Origin of the sequence: Pseudonocardia sp. (assembly GCF_050250275.1) — a bacterium.
In the GTDB taxonomy this organism is placed as follows: Bacteria; Actinomycetota; Actinomycetes; order Mycobacteriales; family Pseudonocardiaceae; genus Pseudonocardia.
The window spans coordinates 111,250-130,216 of record NZ_JBFWOY010000014.1 but is presented as its reverse complement, the minus strand read 5'-3'; the positions used below and the strand labels follow the sequence as shown (position 1 = coordinate 130,216).

At 72.4% G+C, this 18,967-nt stretch carries 15 protein-coding genes; 5 read left to right on the top strand and 10 right to left on the bottom strand.

The genetic code is table 11. From position 1 onward, the window contains the following. Positions 1–28: 28 nt before the first annotated feature. From AB7F12_RS14785 to AB7F12_RS14750, 8 genes are read right to left on the bottom strand one after another with little or no spacing between them, the layout of a single operon-like run. On the bottom strand, positions 29–1,783 hold the full coding sequence (locus tag AB7F12_RS14785; RefSeq protein ID WP_428516595.1) for an acyclic terpene utilization AtuA family protein: 1,755 nt from the start codon (positions 1,781–1,783) through the stop codon (positions 29–31). Then, positions 1,780–2,565, bottom strand: a complete 786-nt coding sequence (locus AB7F12_RS14780; protein WP_428502837.1) for a TIGR03084 family metal-binding protein — start codon at positions 2,563–2,565, stop codon at positions 1,780–1,782. Before AB7F12_RS14780 ends, AB7F12_RS14785 begins: the two co-directional genes overlap by 4 nt. A gap of 2 nt (positions 2,566–2,567) precedes the next feature. Continuing rightward, the gene (locus AB7F12_RS14775; RefSeq protein ID WP_428502836.1) at positions 2,568–3,332 is read right to left on the bottom strand and encodes an enoyl-CoA hydratase/isomerase family protein; all 765 of its coding nucleotides are present in this window, start codon (positions 3,330–3,332) and stop codon (positions 2,568–2,570) included. After that, on the bottom strand, positions 3,329–4,849 hold the full coding sequence (locus AB7F12_RS14770; protein WP_428516593.1) for a class I adenylate-forming enzyme family protein: 1,521 nt from the start codon (positions 4,847–4,849) through the stop codon (positions 3,329–3,331). Before AB7F12_RS14770 ends, AB7F12_RS14775 begins: the two co-directional genes overlap by 4 nt. Then, positions 4,846–5,637: an enoyl-CoA hydratase/isomerase family protein gene (locus AB7F12_RS14765; RefSeq protein WP_428516591.1), complete on the bottom strand. Its 792-nt coding sequence runs from the start codon at positions 5,635–5,637 to the stop codon at positions 4,846–4,848. The genes AB7F12_RS14770 and AB7F12_RS14765 overlap by 4 nt, the downstream gene beginning before the upstream one ends. Further along, entirely contained in the window at positions 5,634–7,208 is a 1,575-nt protein-coding gene (locus AB7F12_RS14760) for a class I adenylate-forming enzyme family protein (RefSeq protein ID WP_428500992.1), read from the bottom strand. The genes AB7F12_RS14765 and AB7F12_RS14760 overlap by 4 nt, the downstream gene beginning before the upstream one ends. Before the next feature lie 58 nt (positions 7,209–7,266). Beyond that, on the bottom strand, positions 7,267–9,258 hold the full coding sequence (locus AB7F12_RS14755) for a biotin carboxylase N-terminal domain-containing protein (protein WP_428500991.1): 1,992 nt from the start codon (positions 9,256–9,258) through the stop codon (positions 7,267–7,269). Positions 9,259–9,266: 8 nt separating this feature from the next. Next, complete coding sequence (locus AB7F12_RS14750) at positions 9,267–10,865, bottom strand: acyl-CoA carboxylase subunit beta (protein ID WP_428500990.1); 1,599 nt, start codon at positions 10,863–10,865, stop codon at positions 9,267–9,269. Between the two features lie 306 nt (positions 10,866–11,171). Between AB7F12_RS14750 and AB7F12_RS14745 the strand changes: the two genes are divergently transcribed. Genes AB7F12_RS14745 through AB7F12_RS14735 form a run of 3 tightly spaced genes read left to right on the top strand, consistent with a single transcriptional unit; the run spans position 11,172 to position 13,758 of the window. After that, positions 11,172–11,726 carry a hypothetical protein gene (locus AB7F12_RS14745; protein WP_428500989.1) on the top strand — a complete coding sequence of 185 codons (555 nt, stop codon included), beginning with the start codon at positions 11,172–11,174 and terminating at the stop codon, positions 11,724–11,726. After that, a complete protein-coding gene (locus AB7F12_RS14740; protein WP_428500988.1) occupies positions 11,723–12,748 on the top strand; it encodes a DUF7065 domain-containing protein in 1,026 nt (341 codons plus the stop codon). Before AB7F12_RS14745 ends, AB7F12_RS14740 begins: the two co-directional genes overlap by 4 nt. Further along, the gene (locus tag AB7F12_RS14735) at positions 12,745–13,758 is read left to right on the top strand and encodes a phosphotransferase family protein (protein ID WP_428516589.1); all 1,014 of its coding nucleotides are present in this window, start codon (positions 12,745–12,747) and stop codon (positions 13,756–13,758) included. Before AB7F12_RS14740 ends, AB7F12_RS14735 begins: the two co-directional genes overlap by 4 nt. Positions 13,759–13,775: 17 nt before the next feature. Here the strand turns inward: AB7F12_RS14735 and AB7F12_RS14730 are convergent, their stop codons facing one another. Beyond that, the gene (locus AB7F12_RS14730; protein ID WP_428516587.1) at positions 13,776–15,350 is read right to left on the bottom strand and encodes an AMP-binding protein; all 1,575 of its coding nucleotides are present in this window, start codon (positions 15,348–15,350) and stop codon (positions 13,776–13,778) included. Positions 15,351–15,370: 20 nt separating this feature from the next. Then, positions 15,371–16,522, bottom strand: coding sequence for an acyl-CoA dehydrogenase family protein (locus AB7F12_RS14725; RefSeq protein ID WP_428500985.1), 1,152 nt, complete (start codon positions 16,520–16,522; stop codon positions 15,371–15,373). 82 nt (positions 16,523–16,604) lie between these two features. On the opposite strand from AB7F12_RS14725, the gene AB7F12_RS14720 reads away from it, so the two are divergent. Together AB7F12_RS14720 and AB7F12_RS14715 are read left to right on the top strand one after the other, a co-directional pair. Continuing rightward, positions 16,605–17,231 (top strand): TetR/AcrR family transcriptional regulator, encoded by a 627-nt coding sequence (locus AB7F12_RS14720; RefSeq protein WP_428500984.1) that lies wholly within the window; start codon positions 16,605–16,607, stop codon positions 17,229–17,231. Between the two features lie 44 nt (positions 17,232–17,275). After that, positions 17,276–18,940, top strand: coding sequence for an AMP-binding protein (locus AB7F12_RS14715; protein WP_428500983.1), 1,665 nt, complete (start codon positions 17,276–17,278; stop codon positions 18,938–18,940). The last annotated feature ends 27 nt before the right edge of the window (positions 18,941–18,967 follow it).

Below are 18,967 nucleotides of genomic sequence, written 5' to 3'. Positions count from 1 at the left end.
ACACATGTTCGATTCGACGGTGTCCCGGTCAGTCCTGCAGCAGCTGCTCCGGCACGTCCACCAGGCGGCTGCGCACGTACTCGCCCAGGCCCTTGGCCTGCGGGTCGGGTCGCGCCGTGGAGGCCACGCCCTCGCCCAGCAGCCCGTGCACCACGAAGTTCAGGGCGCGCAGGTTGGGCAGCGCGAACCGCTCGATCCGCAGGTCGGCGGCCTCCGGGCCGAGCAGCCCCCGCAGGGTGCCGACGTCGAGGTTCGCTGCCATCCAGGCGTACCCGGCGTCGTCGCGCGTCCACAGCCCGATGTTGGCGTTGCCCCCCTTGTCCCCGGAACGGGCCGCGCACACCGTCCCCAGCGGCACGCGGCGGGTCGGGCCGGTGGGTTCCGGGACGGCCCCGTCGGGGCCGGCCGTGGTCCCGGCGGGCGCCGGGACGTCCGCGGGCCCGGTCGGCGGGTCGGCGACGACCTGACGCGTCCCGTCGGGCAGCACCACGGTCTGGGTGACGGCGCTGCGGGGCACCGCGGCCGGCCGGTAGATGCCGAAGGCCGACTCCGCCGAGGGCGGGGTCGTGGTGTGGAAACCGGGATAGCCGGCCAGCGCGAGCTCCATCGTGGCGTTGGAGAAGGCGCGGCCCACCAGTTTCGGGTCCTGCGCCTTGACGGTGACCTTCAGGTGCGCGGTCGCCTGCTCGTTCGCCCCGGCGTCGGACCGGTCGAAACGCAGCAGCCTGACGTCCACGTCGTCGAAGCGGTCCTTCCCGCCCAGGATGTCGAAGAGCATCTCCTCGGCGAAGGCGGCCTTCTCCTCGATGTCGAGCCCGGTGAGCACCATGGTCATCGAGTTGCGGTAGCCGCCGTTGTCGTTGAGGGCGACCTTGAGGGTGTCGGGCGGCGCGCTGCCACGCACCCCGGAGATGCGGGTGCGGTGCTCGCCCTCCTGGTCGAGGGCGATCGTGTCGAAATGGGTCGTCACGTCGGGGCCGAGGTAGGCGGGGCCCTGGATCTCGTAGAGCAGCTGGGCGGTCACCGTTCCGGGCGACACGAGGCCGCCGGTGTCGGGGTGCTTGGTGATCACGGTCGAGCCGTCGGCGGCGACCTCGGCGATGGGGAAGCCCGGGTAGCGGCGGTCCTTGACCTCCGAGAAGAAGGCGTAGTTGCCGCCGGTTGCCTGCGGCCCGCACTCGATCACGTGCCCCGCCACGACGGCGCCGGCCAGGGCGTCCCAGTCGGTGGGGGTCCAGCCGTGCCACCAGGCCGCGGGTCCGACCACGAGGGAGGCGTCGGTGACCCGCCCGGTCACGACGACGTCGGCGCCCGCGCCGAGCGCGGCCGCGATACCCCAGCCGCCCAGGTAGGCGTTGGCCGACACCGGGGTGCCCTCGACCGCGGGGACGATCGCGCCGAGGTCGCCGCGCAGGTCGTCACCCTCGACGTGGGCGACCGAGGCCTGCAGGCCCAGCTTGTCGGCCACGGCGCGGATGGCGGCGGCGAGCCCGGCCGGGTTGAGCCCACCCGCGTTCGACACGATCTTGATGCCGCGCTCGAGGCACGTCCCCAGCACCTGTTCGACCTGGGCGAGGAACGTCCTCGCGTAGCCGGTGGACGGGTCCTTGGCCTGCGCCTTCGCGAGGATCAGCATCGTGAGCTCGGCGAGGTAGTCACCGCACACGACGTCGATCGGGCCGCCGTCGACGATCTCGCGGGCGGCGCCGATGCGGTCGCCGTAGAAGCCCGAGCAGTTGCCGATGATCACCGGTCGCCGTGCGGTGTCGACGAGGTCGGTCACGAGAACTGTCCTGCCTTCCTGCCCGGACCGGCCGGGCCTGCGAACGCCTGCGCGAACGACATCCACTCGTTCGCCACCGGCCCGGTGATCTCGAGCGCGGTGTCGTCGCGGTGGCGTCGCTGGGTGACGGCGAGGCAGAAGTCGAGGGCCGGGCCGGTGACGCGGTCGGCCGCATCCTCGGGGCCCCACGTCCAGGTCGAGCCGTCGGGGGCGGCGAGCTCGACGCGGATGGGCGCCTCGGGCTGGGCCACACCGTTGACGGCGTAGCTGTAGATCCGGGCACCGATGCCGATGTGTGCGACGTGGCGCAGGCGGGCGCTCGGCGCGCGGGTGACACCCACGGTGTCGGCGATGTCCTGGGTGTGCGCCCAGGTCTCCATGAGCCGGGCCGTCAACGACGACGCCGCGCTCATCGGCGGGCCGTACCAGGGCACCCGCATCCCGGGGTCGAGCCCCCGGAACGTGTCCAGCAGCCGCTCCCGCTCACCGTCGAACCAGCGCAGCATCTCCGCGCCGGTGAGGTCGCGGTACTGCAGGGCGACGGCGTCGGGGTCGATCGGCGGGGAGTTGTCGACGTCGGCGCGGAACCCGTCGGGGTCGACGGCCGACTTCACCGCGGTGGCGTCGAAATGGGCGAGGTGGCTGACCTGGTCGGCGATCGTCCAGCCCGCGGCCGGGGTGTCACGACGCCAGTCGTCCTCCCGCAGGCCCACGAGGATCTCGCGGAGCACCGCCGTCTCGGCGGCCACGTCGTCGGCGAGGGCGTCCATCGAAACCGGCACGGCTACCGTCCCTTCCATTCGGGGGTGCGCTTCTCACGGAACGCGGCCGGGCCCTCCTGGGCGTCGGCGGACAGGTACACGGGCTCCCAGATCTCCTCGGCCTTCTCGTAGGCCTGCTCGATCGGGAACTGTGCGGAGAGGTAGGCGGTGCGCTTGCTCGCGAGCACCGACAGCGGGGCGTTCGCGGCGATGCGCCGGGCGAGGCTGCGGGCGTGGTCACGCAGGTCGGCGGCATCGACGACGTGGTTGACGAGGCCGAGGTCGCGGGCCCGTGCGGCGTCGATGGGGTCGCCGGTCAGCAGGATCTCCATCGCCAGCCGCGGTGGCACCAGCCACGACAGCGGCGCCGCCCACGGCGAGCCGCGGCCGACCTTCACCTCGCTCACCGCGAACGAGGCGTGCGCGGCGGCGACGACGAGGTCGCACTGTTGGGCCAGCAGGAACCCGCCCGCGAACGCGACGCCGTTGACGGCGGCGATCGTCGGCTTCGGGACGTCGATGTTGCGGCCGAACTGCGGGAGGAAGTCCGGCGGCGGGACCTGCAGGGAGGTCTCGGCCATCTCCTTGAGGTCCCCGCCCGCGCAGAACGCCCGGTCGCCGGTGGCGGTGAGGATCAGGACCTTCGCGCCGTCGTCGCCGTTGAAGGTGCGGATGCCGTCCCACAGCCCGTCGCGGACGGCCTTCGACAGGGCGTTGCGGGCCTCGGGACGGTCGATCGTCAGCCAGGCGATGCCGTCGTCGACCTCGTAGCGGACCGGTCCGGTCACGGGAACTCCTTGCGCAGTTCGGGGCGGTTCAACTTGCCGGAGCCGGTGCGCGGCAGGGCCTCGACGATCTCGATCCGCCGGGGTCGGGAGATGCCGCGCAGGTCCGGATGCGTGGAGGCCCACTCGGCGATCGACTCCGCGGTCACGCCCTCCTTGGCGGGCACGACGATCGCGGTGACCTGCTCGACCCAGCGCTCGTGGGCGGTGCCGATGACGGCGACCTCCGCGATGTCGGGACACCCGGCGAGGTGCTCCTCCACCATCTGCGGGAAGACGTTCTCCCCGCCGGAGACGATCATGTCGTCGATCCGGTCGACGTAGTACAGGTAGCCGTCGGCGTCGACGGACATGAGGTCGCCGGTGCGGAACCAGCCGCCGTCGGCCCACTTCTCCGAGCCGGCGCCGGGTTCGAGGTCGGGCCGGTTCCAGTAGCCGGGGGTCACGGCGTCCCCGCGCACCCACAGTTCGCCGACGCCGTCGGAGCCGGGCTCGACGTCGGGACCGCCGGTGGGGGGCACCAGCCGGGTCTCGACGACCTGCGACAGCGGCCGGCCCATCGACCCGGTGCGCCGCGGCTCGTCGGGCCGGTAGCTGATGGCCAGCCCGTTCTGCTCGGTCTGGCCGTAGATCTCCACGCCCCGGATGCCGGTGCCGGCGGCGAGGCGCTCGATCGGGGTGTTCGGGGTGCGGGAGCCGCCGAACATGCAGATGCGGAACGAGTCGAGGACGACGGGCGAGGCGGCGGTGCGGTTGCCGACGTCGATCAGCATCGTCGAGATCAGGCCGCCGTAGGTGGGGCGCAGCGTCATCGCGAGGTCGAGCCACACCAGCGGGTCCCACTTGCCCATGAACGTGATGCGCCCGCCGCGCAGCAGCGTCGGCAGGCTGACCAGGTGCAGGCCGCCGACGTGGAACAGCGGCATGCAGTTGAGGGCGTGGTCGTCGCCGGAGATGCCGTACCAGTCGATGACGGCCTCGACCTGCGCGGTGACGTTGCGGTGGGTCTGGCGCACACCCTTGGGCACCCCGGTCGAGCCGGAGGTGTACATGATCAGCGCGTTGTCGTCGTCGTGGCGCGGGACGACGGTGTCGGTGGGCTCGCTGCCGGCGACGGCGTCGGTGAAGCCCCCGCCGGGGCCGGTGGTGAGCAGCCGCACCGGCGCGTCGCCGAGGAGGCGCTGCAGGCGCTCGACGTCGTCGGGCAGGCAGACGACGGCGGTCGCGCCGGAGTCGAGGATCGCGTGGCGCAGCGGGGCGTCGGGGAACAGCACGTTGAGCGGGACACCGACGCCACCGGCCTGCCACACGCCGAGCAGGCCGGGCAGGTAGTCGAGGGTGTTGGGCAGGAAGAACCCGACCCGCTCCCCCGGCTCCAGGCCGTGGGCGAGCAGGTGCGCGGCGAACCGCGCCCCGGTGTCGGCGTACTGCGCGTAGCCGACCTGGGTGTCGTCGCGGCCGAGCGCGATCCGGTCCGCATGGTCGGAGGCGCTGCGGCGCAGCAACATCGCAATGTTCATCGACGGCCCTTCCCTCGGCTCTGACGGAATGCCTCGAACCCTTCCACCGCGGCCTTGGACCGCAGCGCGGCGGCCTGCGTGACCGCCTCCAGCTCCAGGGATCCCCGCAGGTCGGCGTCGAGGCTGCGGTTCACCAGCTTCTTCGTCAGGGCGACGGTGTAGTCGGGCATCGCCGCGAGCTCGTGGGCCTTCGCGACGGCCGTCGCGAGCGCGGCGTCGGCGTCGGGCTCGACGACGTTGGCGATCCCCAGCTCCAGCGCCCGCTGCGCCCCGATCTCCGGGGCGAGCAGCATCAGCTCCCGCGCCCGGTGCATGCCGACGATCCGCGGCAGCAGGTAGGCCCCCGCGACGTCGGGCACGATGCCGCGCTTGACGAAGACCTCGCAGATGCGGGCGTCGGCGGACATGACGACGAGGTCGCACACCAGCGCCAGGTTGATGCCGCCGCCGTAGGCGATGCCCGACACCGCCGCGACCACCGGCAGCCGCGATTCCCAGATCTCGACGACGAGCCGGTGGAACGCGCGCATCATCGTCAGCAGCGCGGCGTCGTCGTCACCGCCGGCGATGTCGAGGATGTGGTCGACGTCCCCGCCCGCGGAGAAGTGCCCGCCGGAGCCGGTGAGCACGACCGCGCCGATCTCCGGGCCGTCGGCCGCCTCGCGCAGGCTCGCCTCGATCTCCGCGACCGTCTGTGGGGTCAGCGCGTTGCGCCGGTCGGGCCGGTCGATCGTGATGATCCGGACCCGGCCGTCGTCCTTGACGGTGATGTGCGGCTGGTTCGTCATACGCGCTCCTTCTCGTCGGCCCCGCGCTCGGCGAGCAGATGGCGTTGCAGCTTGCCGGTGGTGCTGCGCGGCAGCTCCGCGGCGTCGACGAACTCCACGAAGTGCGGCCGCTTGAACGCCGCGAGCCGCTCCCGGCACCACGCCACGACATCCTCGCCGCTGACGTCGCCGCCGGGCACCCGGACGACGACGACCTTCACCGTCTCGCCCCAGCGCGGGTCGGGCACGCCGTAGGCGCACACCTCCTGCACGCCCGGGTGGGCGGCGATGGCCTGCTCGACCTCGGCCGGGTAGACGTTCTCGCCACCCGTCTTGATCAGGTACTTCGCCCGGTCCACGTAGGACAGGGTGCCGTCGTCGTGGCGGACGAGCACGTCGCCGGTGTGCAGCCAGCCGCCGGCGAACACCTCGGCGGTGGCCTCGGGGTCGTCGAGGTAGCCGGCCATCATGCTGGGACCGCGCACCACGCACTCGCCGGGGACGCCGACGGGCGTCTCGTTCATCGCCGCGTCGACGATGCGGACCTCCATCAGCGGGGTCGGCATCTTGCGCAGGTGCGGCACCTCGCCGGGCCCGCTCCAGCCGTGCGCGAGGACGTAGCTGGTCTCGGTCTGGCCGAAGGCGTCGTTGAAGTCGACGTCGAGCGCCGCGGTGATCTCCCGGACCACCGTCGGCATCATGTTGGCGTAGCCGATGACGAACCGCAGCGTCGACAGGTCGTAGTCGGCGCGGCGTTCGTGGTGCAGGACGTCGGTGATGACGCCGGGCAGCAGCAGCGTCCAGGTGAGCCCGTGGCGCTGTATCGCGGCGAACATCGTCTCGGTGTGGGCGGTCGCGAGCGCGCAGAAGTTGCCGCCGGTGAGCAGCGTGGCGTTGAGCGACTCGTCGCCGCCGGTGTGGAACAGCGGCAGCCAGCCGACGAACCCGTCGCCGGGGGTGAGGGTGTACCACTGGGCCAGGCGCAGCGCGCGGACCGCGGCGGCCTCCTGGGTGATCATGGCGCCCTTGGCCCGGCCGGTGGTGCCGGACGTGTAGAGCACGTTGTGCACGTCGGTGGGCTGCGCGACGTCGGTGGGGACCTCGCCGTCGGCGGGCAGGTCGGCGTAGGCCTCGAACCCGTCGGCGCCGTCGACCCCGGAGTCGATGCAGTACCAGTGCCGCACCGAGGGGCAGCGGTCGCGGACGGCGGCGGCCCGGTCGGCACCCAGGGCCGTCGTCAGGAACGCGACGGGCTGCGCGACGCCCACGGCGTGCGCGATCTCCTCGGCGTGCCAGCGGATGTTGAGCGTGATCGCGGTGACGCCGAGCCGGGCGAGCGCCACGTAGATCTCGACGAACTCCGCCCGCGTCTCGGACAGCACCGCGACCCGGTCGCCGTGGCGCACCCCGCTCGCCGCCAGCCCGGCGGCCAGCCGCTCGGCACGCTCGCCGAGCTCGCGGTAGGTCCACTCCGGACCGTCGGGGTCGCCGGTGGTCACCGCGGTGCAGTCGGCGAACACCCGGAACGAGCGCCGGTACAGCGCGTCGAGGGTGATCCCGGACGCCGCGGCCACGAGCCCGTCGGTGGTCACCGAGCACTTCCCTGTGAGCGGCTCACGACCCGCGTCGGTCCTGCGCTGCGCCGCCCGGTCATCCCGCTGCCGCTTCCTCGGCGACCTCGTCGACGACCGCCAGCACCTGCCCGGTGTCGACCTGATCGCCCTGCGCCACATGGATCTCCGACACGATGCCGTCGACGGGGGCGGCGACGGTGTGCTCCATCTTCATCGCCTCCAGGACGACGAGCGGTTGCCCCGCCGTCACGGCTGCGCCGGCTTCCGCGAGCACCCGGACGACACCGCCGGGCATCGGCGCGAGCAGCGACCCCGCGGCCGCGGCGGCGTTGGGGTCGGCGAAGCGCGGGACCTCGGCGAGCGCGACCGAGCCGTCCGGCCCGTCCACGTAGGACACCCCGGCGGCGCGGGTGACGGTGTAGCGGCGGCGCACACCGTCGATCTCCAGGACCACCGCGTCCGGCGTCGCGGCCGCGACCACCGCCGCTCCGAGCGGGGAGTCGTCGACCCGGACGTCGAGCGCCCCGCGCCGGTACCGGTACGCGACGTGGACCTCGCCGTCGCCCACCGTGTACGTGGCGCGCTGCGGCTCGCCACCGACGTTGCGCCACCCCGAGGGGACCGTCGCCAGCACGCGGGCGCTTGCCCGGTTGGCGGCCTGCGCGGCGAGCGCGGCCGCGGCGGCGTGCCGGGCGAACCCACCGGCCGGGGCGCCCAGCGCCGCCGGGTCGTGGCGCGTCAGGTAGCCGGTGTCGGTGCCCCCGGCGAGGAACTCCTCCTCGCGCAGGATGCCGACGAGCAGGTCCCGGTTCGTCGTCACGCCGTGGATGCGGGCCCCCGCCAGCGCCCGGGCGAGCGCGCGGGCGGCGTCGGTGCGGGTGGGGCCGTGGGCGATCACCTTGGCGAGCATCGGGTCGTAGTGCGGTGAGACGACCGAGCCGTCGACGAACCCGGTGTCGACGCGGATCCCGTCACCCGACGGGATCGTGAAGGAGTGCAGGGTGCCGGTCGCGGGCAGGAAGCCCGCGGCGACGTCCTCGGCGTAGAGCCGGACCTCGATCGCGTGCCCGTCGATGGACGCGCCGGTGACCGCGGGCCCCAGCGGTTCGCCCTCGGCCACGCGCAGCTGCTGCTCGACCAGGTCGAGCCCGGTGACCAGCTCGGTGACGGGGTGCTCGACCTGCAGCCGGGTGTTGACCTCCAGGAAGAAGAAGCTCCCCTGCTGGTCCATCACGAATTCGACGGTCCCGGCACCGGTGTAGCCGATGGCCTTGCCCGCCGCGACGGCGGCGGCACCCAGCTCGGCGCGCAGCGCGTCGTCGACGGCCGGGGACGGCGCCTCCTCGACGATCTTCTGGTAGCGCCGCTGGATGGAGCACTCGCGCTCGAACAGGCTCACGACCTCGCCGTGGGTGTCGCCGAGGATCTGCACCTCGACGTGGCGGGGATCGACGACGTAGCGCTCCAGGAACACCGTGCCGTCGCCGAACGCCGACGCCGCCTCGCGCCGCGCGCCGTCGACGGCCTCCCGGAGCTCCGTGGTGTCACCGACGATGCGCATGCCGCGCCCGCCACCGCCGAAGGCGGCCTTGACCAGGACCGGGAACCCGATGCGGTCGGCCTCGGCGGCCAGGTCGGTGGAGTCGGTCACGGTCGCGCCCGGCAGCACGGGCACCCCGGCGGCCTCCATGAGCGCCTTGGCCTCCAGCTTCGAACCCATCGACGCGATCGCGTCGGGCGTCGGCCCGACGAACGTCAGCCCGGCGGCGGCGCAGTCGCGGGCGAACCCGGCGTTCTCCGAGAGGAACCCGTAGCCGGGGTGCACGGCGTCGGCACCCGTGGCGCGGGCGGCGGCGATCACCAGGTCGGCGCGCAGGTAGGTGTCCGACGGGGCGGCCCCGGGGAGCCGGACCGCCTCGTCGGCGAGCTGGACGTGGGGAGCGTCGGCGTCGGGGTCGGAGAACACGGCGACCGTCGAGATGCCGAGGCGGTGCGCGGTGCGCATGACCCGCGCGGCGATCTCCCCGCGGTTGGCGACGAGCAGCTTCTGAATGGTCTTCGGGGGCATCGGCGAGCTCACATCCGGAAGACGCCGAAGCCGCGACGGCCGGCGATCGTGTTGGAGTGCACGGCCGACAGCGACATCCCGAGCACCGTGCGGGTGTCGCGCGGGTCGACGATGCCGTCGTCGTAGAGCCGGGCGGTGACGTAGAACGAGTGCGACTCGGCCTCGATCTGGGCCTCGATCTGCGCGGTGCGCTTCGCGTCGGCCTCCTCGTCGAACGGCTTGCCCTGCGAGGTCGCCGAGGCCCGCCCGACGATCGACATGACCCCCGCGAGCTGCGCGGCGCCCATGACGGCGAGCTTGGCGCCGGGCCAGGCGAACATCAGCCGCGGGTCGTAGGCGCGCCCCGACATGCCGTAGTTGCCGGCGCCGAAGGACGAGTTCATGTTGATCGTGAGGTGCGGGACGGCGCTGTTGGTGACCGAGTTGATCATCTTGGCGCCGTCCTTGATGATCCCGCCCTGCTCGTAGTCGGTGCCGACCATGTAGCCGGTGGTGTTCTGCAGGAAGACCAGCGGGGTGTCGGTCTGGTTGGCGAGCAGGATGAACTCGCTGGCCTTCTTGGCCTCCTCGCTGAACAGCACGCCGCGGTGGTTGGCCAGCACACCGACGGGATAGCCGTGGATCTGCGCCCAGCCGGTGACCAGCGACGTCCCGTAGAGCGGCTTGTACTCGTCGAAGTCGGAGTCGTCGACGGTGCGGGCGAGGATCTCGCGTGGGTCGAACGGGACCTTGATGTCGGAGGAGACGATCCCGAGGATCTCCTCCGGGTCGTAGCGCGGCGGCGCCGGGTTCAGCGCGGGCGCCGGGCCGAGCTTGCGCCAGTTGATGCGCGACACGATCTCGCGGCCGAGCCGGATGGCGTCGAGCTCGTCGACGGCGAAGTAGTCCGACAGGCCGGACACGCGGCTGTGCATGTCGGCGCCGCCGAGGGCCTCGTCGTCGGCGTCCTCGCCGGTGGCCATCTTCACCAGCGGCGGACCGCCGAGGAACACCTTGGCCCGCTTGTCGACGAGCACCGCGTAGTCGCACATGCCGGGCACGTACGCGCCGCCGGCGGTGGAGTTGCCGAAGACGAGCGCGACCGTGGGGATCGCCATCGACGACAGCTCGGTGAGCTCGTGGAAGATGCGCCCGGCCGGGACGAACAGGTCGGCCTGCGTGGGCAGGTCGGCACCGCCGGACTCGACCAGGTTGATCACCGGCAGCCGGTTGAGCCGGGCGATCTCCAGCGCGCGCAGCGTCTTGCGCAGCGAGTAGGGGTTCATGGCGCCGCCGCGGACCGTCGGGTCGTGGCCGATGACCATGCACTCGACGCCCTCGATCACGCCGATGCCGGTGAGCACCGAGGCGCCGACGGTGAAGCCCGTGCCCCACGCCGCCAGCGGAGCCAACTCCAGGAACGGGCTGTCCGGGTCGAGCAGCAGCTCCAGGCGCTCGCGCAGCGGGAGCTTCCCGCGGTCGCGGTGGCGCTGCATGTACCGCTCGCCGCCACCCGCGATGACCAGCTCCAGCTGCTCGTTCAGCTCGTCGATGACCTCGAGCTGGAACTTGCGGTTGCTCTGGAAGGTCTCCGAGGCGGTGTCGACCGCCGACCTCAGAACCGGCATCAGCCGCACCTCGCAGCCGGCCCGGTGATGCTCATGACGACGTCCACGGCGACTCCCGGAGTAACTAGCCATTCACTACCGGCGGACTCTACCGACGGACCCCGGCCATGCCTAGAGCTGACGTCCGGCGGTTCCACCGCGGAGAACGTAGCGGTCCGGACGACCCGTTGCCGGGCGCGCCACAGGCCCGCCCGGGACGCCGTTGACACCACGACTTCTGGTACATCATGGTTCACTACGACGGCTCCACGGGCCGATCCCGACGCCGGCCACGACCAGCCGGCACCCCACGCAGAGAGGCGAGCGGTGTTCAACGCGATGTCCCCCGCGCAGCTCACCGCGGTGCTCTCGGGCGTCCTGCGCGAGGGTGCGGACTGGTCCCGGCCGCTCGACGGGTTCCAGCGTGGCCAGCTCAAGTCGGCGAGCAGCATCGGCCGCCACCTCGCCTCGGAGCTCGCCGGCGGCCCCGCCGTCGCGGCCCGGTTCCGCGCCGACCTGCGCGCGCTCCTCGCGGACGCGACCGTCGACGGGCCGGCCGACGACCCCGGCGCGCAACCTCACGGTCGTCCCGGAGCCGAGAAAGTGCAGAGAGGTTGCGCGCGGGCGTCCGCCGACCCCGCAGGCGCAGGCCCGGGCGGCTCGGTCGCCGACGCCGCGCGCGCCGTCGTCACCGCGATGGACGACGACCCGTCCGGCGACGTCGCCGCGCTCGGCGCCCCGGTCGGCGACCTGCTCGCCGCAGCCCGCGCGGCCGGCGCCGACGACCTGGCCACGGCCGTCCGCGCCCTGCTGCGCGACCTCGTCGACGCCGAGATCGACCTGCTCTCCACCCACGTCACGGCCACCGGAGGATCCCGATGACCCGCACCGTCACCGCCTACTCACCGGCGGACCTGCCCGCCGACGTCGCCCGGCACGACCTCGTCCACCCGGCGGGCGACGACCGGCGCTGGCGCGAGAGCTACTACTTCTCCTTCTACGACACCCGCCACGGGATCGGCGGCTTCTCCTCGATCGGCCGCCGCGTCGCGACCGGCCACTCCGGCTCGGTCAACGTGTTGTGGGGCCCCGACCGGCACAGCCTCGTCGCCTCGGAGTGGGACTCCTTCGACACGCTCGAGAACCACACCCACGTCGCGGGGATGACGTACTCGTCGCAGCAGCCGTTCGGCGACTGGCGCCTGGAGTTCGACGGCAGGCTCAACGACGGCGGCGACGGCGTCGAGTGCGACCATGCCGCGCTCGGCCCCGTCGCCAAGAGCGCGGCCGACTCCGTCGACGTCTCCTACGACCTGACGTTCACCCCGACGCACCCGCCGTACGTGTACCGCGAGGACTCCCGCTGGTCCGAGCTGTTCACCGGACACGTCGACGAGGTCGGCCTGGTCAAGGGCACCATCACGATCGACGGCACGACGATCGAGATCGACGGCCGCGGCGGCAAGGACCACTCCTGGGGTGTGCGCAACTGGTTCGCCCCCGACGACTGGCGCTGGATCGACCTGGTGTCCGACACCGGCCCCGAGGTCGCGATGTGGCGGGCCGACCTGGGCGGCTGGATCGGCGACGGCGCCGTGTTCACCGACCCGGCGGGAGGCGACGAGCGCGCGATCGTCGGATACACCGAGACGGTGGCGACCACCGCGCGGCCGGACGTGCCGGGCAAGCCGATCCCGACCGGGCTGACCGCGGAGATCACGACGGGCGCGGGCGTCCACCACCTGGAGGGCACGGTCGTGCGGGTGCTGCCGGTGCTGTTCGACCGGCGCTCCGACGGCACGCTGCAGCGGTCGTGGAACGACCGGTCCCTGCTGTCGACGACGGTCGACGGGCACCCGGGCTGGGCGAACGTCGAGTTCGCCGGGCGCGTCGAGAACCCGTGACCTCGCCGCAGACCGTCCTCGACCTCCTCGTCCGAGCCGGTCGGCTGGGCGAGGCGGACCGGGCGAGGAACTGGGAGCTGCGCCAGCTCGCCGGCGGCTGGTCGCGGCACACCTGGCTGCTCAGCGACGGCGAGCCGGAACCGGGGAAGGCGTTCGTCGTCCGGGTCAAGCCGCCGGCGTCGCTGCTCGACTCCGATCTCGACCTGGAGTACCGGCTCTACGCGACCGTCGCCGCCGCGGGGGTCACGGTGCCGACGCCGTACGGCATCGAGCACGCGACCGACACCCCGCTCGGCGGGTCGTGGTTCGTCATGGACTGGGTGCCCGGCGCCGCACCGGTGACGTGGCTGCGCCGCGACCGCGAGACGTTGGAGGCCGACTGGCGCGACGGGGGCCGGCTGGGACGCGACCTCGTCGAGACCCTCGCCGCGATCCACGCGATCCCCGCGGAGAGGCTCGACTTCCTCGGCCCGCCCCGCACCTACGCCGACGCGATCGACGTCTGGGCCCGCACCTACGAGCACGACCGCCTGGTGCGCGACCCCGTCGTCGAGGACGCCTTCGCCTGGCTGCGCGAGCGCGAGCCCGACCCGGTGCCGCCCGCGCTGGTGCACGGCGACTACCGCATCGGCAACACGATGATCCACGACGGGCGGATCGCCGCCGTCGTCGACTGGGAGCTGGCCTACCTCGGCGACCCCCGCTACGACCTGGGCTACGCCGCACTGGACTACCTGGGCGGCAAGTTCATCGAGCCGGGCTCGGCGCTGCTGGAGGCGGTGTGCGACCGCGACTGGTTCTTCCGCGCCTACGAGAAGCTGCGCGCGACCACCGTCGACCCGGAGGTCGTGCGCAGCTACTCGGTGCTGGGTGCGCTCGCGCTGATCTGCATCCTGCTGACCGGCATCCGCACCTATGCCGACGGCCGCACCACCGACGTGCGGATGGCCTGGAACCGCTACGCCGTCCCCGGCCTGCGCCAGGACATCGTGCGGCTCATGGGCTGGTGACGCCCTCGTGAGCAGGGTTACCCGTAGTGCCCCTGCAGCCCGTCGCGCACCACGTTCTTCTGGATCTTGCCCGTGGACGTCTTGGGCAGCTCGTCGACGACGATGATCGCCTTGGGGATCTTGTAGCCGTCGAGGTGCGCGCGCATGGCCTCCTTGAGCTCGTCGGGGTCGATGCTCTCCCCCGGCTTCGGGACGACGACCGCGGTGATGGCCTCGGTCCAGCGCTCGTGGGGCAGCCCGATGACGACGGCCTCGCCCACGCGCGGGTCGGCGGCGTAGACGGCCCGCTCCACCTCCAGCGACGCGACGTTCTCCCCGCCCGTCTTGATGACGTCCTTGTAGCGGTCGGCGAACCAGAGCACGCCGTCGTCGCCGAACCAGCCGACGTCGCCGGAGTGGAACCAGCCGTGCGCGAACGCCTCGTCGGTGGCCTCGGGGTTGTCCAGGTAGCAGTTCATGGTCGACGGGCCGCGGTAGACGATCTCGCCCTTCTCCCCGGTGGGCAGCAGCTCACCCTGGGGGCCCATGATCGCCACCTGCACGCCGGTGATCGGGGTGCCGACGGCGCCGATGTGGGTGAGCTGGTGCTCGGGCCGGAACAACGTCGTCACCGGGCTCATCTCGGTCTGCCCGAACAGCAGCGCGAACTCGCAGCCGAAGCGCTCCAGGCATGCCTTGATCAGCGGTTCGGGCATGGGCGCCATGGCGTAGACGGCCCGGCGCAGGCTCGACAGGTCACGGGACCCGAACGACGGGTGCTCCAGCGCCGCCCGGTACATCATCGGCAGTCCGAACACCTGGGTGATCCGCTCGCGCTCGATACCGGCGAGGAAGTTGTCCGGGTCGAAGCCGCGCTGCACGTGGATGGTGGCGCCGACCAGCAGCGCGGGCGTGCAGAAGGCGTTGAGCTGCGCGGTGTGGAAGAACGGCATGAGGCACAGGAAGCTGTCGGAGCTGTTCCAGCCCGAGTCGAGCGCGCCCGACATCGACTCCATGTAGATCGCCAGGTGCGACCCGACGACGCCCTTGGGGAACGACGTGGTGCCCGAGGTGTAGAGGTAGCTCAGCCCGTCGCGGTCCTCGACGTGGTACTCCGCGGGGGACTCGTCGGCGGACTCCAGCTCGGCCAGCGTCGCCCAGTTCCGGTCGGCGACCGCCGGCTCCCACCCCGCACCCAGGCCGGGTGCGACGAACACGTCGGCGACGTCGGAGACCTTCTCGATGGCCTCCGCCACACCCGCGACCAGCTGCGACTCGACGACGAGCCCCCGGGCGCCGGAGTGGCCGAGCACGTAGGCGACCTCGCCGGCCTTCCAGCCGAGGTTGATCGGGACGCAGACGACGCCGAGCTTGGCGCACGCGTAGTAGACGGCGAGGAACTCGGCGCTGTTGCCCGACGCGAGGCCCAGCGCGTCGCCGCGGGTGTAGCCGCGGGCGGCCAGCCCGTGGGTGAGCCGGTTGACCCAGGCATCGAGCTCGGCGTAGGTCCAGCGCCGGTCCCCGTCGACGACGGCGAGCTGCGTGGGCCGCGCGGCGGCGGACCGGGTCAGCGAGTCGCCGACGTTGACGCGCTGGATCAGATTCGTCGACATCGGTGTCGAGCCTCCGGAGATCAGTACGACTTGGGCAGGCCCAGCGTGTGCTGGGCGACGAAGTTCAGGATCATCTCCCGGTTGACCGGGGCGATCCGGAGCAACCTCGCCATTCCCCAGTAGGGCAGCAGGCCGTACTCGCGCGCAAGACCGTTGCCGCCGTGTGTCTGGATCGCCGCGTCGAGCGCGTTGAGGGCAGCCTCGGCGGCGGCGTACTTCGCCATGTTCGACGCCTCGCCCGCCGGCAGCCCGTGGTCGTGGCACCAGGCGGCCTTGCGGGTCATCAGCGCGGCCAGCTCGGTCTCGATCGCGGCCTTGGCCAGCGGGTGCGACACGCCCTGGTGGGCCCCGATGGGGGTGTCCCAGACGGTGCGGTCGTTGGCGTAGCGGGCGGCCTGCGCGAGGGCGTGGCGGGCGATGCCGACGCACACGGCGGCGCCGGTGATGCGCTCCGGGTTGAGGCCGTGGAAGACCTGCCGGAACCCGGCGCCCTCCTCGCCGATCAGGTTGCCCGCCGGCACGCGGACGTCGTCGAAGTGCAGGACGAACTGCTTCTCCGGCACCTGGATGTCGACGGGCAGGGGCGTGCGTTGCAGGCCGGGGGCGTCGGCCTCGACGACGAACAGCGAGAGCCGGGCGTTGCCCGCGTCGTCGCGGCCGGTGCGGGCGACGACGACGATCGCCTCCGCCTCGTCGACCCCGGAGATGTAGTGCTTGGTCCCGTTGAGCACCCAGTGGTCGCCGTCGCGGGTCGCGGTCGTCGACAGCTTGTGGGTGTTGGAACCGGCGTTGGGCTCGGTGATCGCGAAGACGACCTTGCCCGACCCGTCGGCCAGGCCGGGCAGCCAGCGCGCCTTGAGCTCGTCGGACCCGAACTCCTCGATGACCTCGGCCGAGATGGCCGACGACACCAGCAGCAGCAGCAGCGGCGCGCCCTGGGCGGCGGACTCCTCGCAGACCAGCGCCAGCTCGACCAGGCCGCCGCCCCCGCCGCCGTACCGCTCCCCGATGTTGACCCCGACGAACCCCGCCTTGCCGAGCGCGTCCCACAGCTCCTGGGTGGGCTCACCGGCCCGCGCGCGCTCCACGAAGTAGGCGCCGCCGAAGTCGGCCGTCACGGCCGCGACGGCGGCGCGCAGGTCGCGGTGCTCGTCGCTCTCGGCGAAGTCCACGCGGTACCTCCGAAGAAACTCAAGGGAAGTGATCAGCAGTTCACTGGTGACGACCGTACCGACCGGCTGTCATGATGACCAGATGGCCGCCCCACGCCCGCGCAGTCAGCGCGACCCCGACCGCCGGGAGCGGATCCTCGTCGCCGCGGCGCAGCTCGTCGCGCGCCGCGGTTTCCACACCGTCGGGATGGCCGACATCGGCGCCGAGGCCGGGATCGTCGGCTCCGGGATCTACCGTCACTTCGACAGCAAGAACGCGATCCTCATCGCCCTGCTCGACCAGGTGATGGACCGGATGCAGTCCGGGGCCGCACGGATCGTCGGCTCCGCCCCCGACGACCGGACGGCGCTGTCCGCGCTGGTACGCGACCACGTCCGGGTGGCCATCCAGGACCGCAGCGTGCTGGCCGTCTACCACCGCGAGGTCCACAACCTCCCCGAGGACGAGCGCAGGCGGCTGCGGCACCGTCAGCGCCACTACCTCGAGGACTGGGTGCACGTGCTCGCGCCGCTGCGCCGTGACCTCGCCGACGGCGAGCAGCGCCTCGCCGTGCACGCCGCGATCGGCGCGATCCAGTCGACGTTGTTCTTCCACAGCGGGCTGGCCGAGACCCGGCTCGCCGAGCTGCTCGACGAGATGGCCCACGCCTGCCTCGGCGTCACTCCCGCCCCCCGGGAGCGGAGTGAACTGCTGATGACTAAGTACTGAGATGACCGACTGAGGTTCTCCACCCCGCGCGAAGGAGCCCGGACGTGACCGAGCAGCCCCACATCGACGTGACGACCCTGCGCGGCCGGCGGGCCGTCAACCGTTGGGAACGCACGTCGGTAGGCGACGTCTTCGAGCGTCTGACCTGGAGCTATCCCGACCAGGTCGCCATCTCCGCCCGCCCCGGCGCCTACGGCGACGAGCAGTTCCGGACGGTCACGTACCGGCAGGCCGACGCCGTCGCGAGCCGGGTCGCGCACGCCCTGGCCGACGCCGGGCTCGAACCGGGCGACCGCGTCCTGATGGTGTGCGAGAACTCCGTCGAGGCGTTCCTGGCCAAGGTCGGCATCGCCAAGGCGGGCATGGTCGCCGCGCCCATCAACCCGAACCTCGCGACGGACGTCGTCACGCACCTGGTCGGGGTACTCGAGCCGCGGTTCACGATCGTCGACGCCGAGGTGTGGCCGAAGGTCGAGGCCGCGTTCGCGGCGAGCGGGCTGTCGGTCGGCGCGACGATCACCGTCGGCGGCGACCCCGTCGCGGGCAGCCCGTCGTTCGCGCAGTTCATCGCGGGCAAGCCCGAGACCGAGCCCGACGTCGAGATCCACGGCGACGACATCTGGCAGCTGCTGTTCACCTCGGGCACGACGTCGATGCCCAAGGGCGCCATGCTCTCCCACACCATGACGCACCTGGCGGCGCTGAACTTCTCGGTGTCGCTGTCGCGGGGCCTGCGCCACGAGAGCGACCTCAAGCTCGTCGTCTTCCTGCCGATCATCTACCACATCGGCGACCAGATCTTCCCGTTCGGCGCGTTCCTCGCCGGCGGCTCGATGGTGCTCGGGCGCAGGCCGTTGCCCGACGCCACCGCCGACGCGATCGCCGAGGAACGGGCCACCGCGGTGTGGAACGGCTCCCCGCAGTTCGCGGCCAACCTCGCGGCCGAGCTCGCCCGCCGCCCCGAGCTCGACGTCTCCACCCTGACGACGCTCGTCTACGGCTGGGGCGCACTCGAACCGCAGGTCGTCGCCGACCTGGAGAAGCGCTGCGCCGACGGCTTCGTGACGCTGGGCATCTTCGGCCAGACCGAGGCCATCGCCTGCCACCGCTTCTGGCCGACGAAGTGGCCGGAGGTGTACGCGCGCAGCGCCCCCGCGGTCAACTACGTGGGCGTGCCCAGCCCGATCCTCGCCTCCGACGTCGTCGACGAGTCGGGCACACCCGTGCGCGGCGAACCCGGCGAGGCGGTCTACCGGTCGCCGGTGCTGATGGCCGGGTACTACCGCAACGAGGAGGCGACGCGCGAGGCGTTCCGCGGCGGCTGGTTCCACTCCGGCGACAGCGCCCAGATCGACGACGACGGCCTGCGGATCATGGTCGACCGCTACAAGGACATCGTGAAGTCCGGCGGCGAGAACGTCTCCAGCATGCGTGTGGAGTCGGTGCTCTACGGCCACCCCGACGTCGAACGCGCCGCCGTGATCGGGCTCGACCACCCGCGCTGGGGCGAGGCCGTGACCGCGGTCGTCGTCCCCCGCGCGGGCTCCACGCCTGATGCCGAGGAGATCATCGCGCACTGCCGCGAACGCCTCGCCGGCTTCGAGACACCCAAGGCGATCGTCTTCGCCGACACGCTGCCCGACACCGTCGGCGGCAAGGTGCTCAAGTACAAGCTGCGGGCCGAGCACGCGGACCTCTACAACCCGTGAGTGGCGTCGTCGGCCATGGCCGACGAC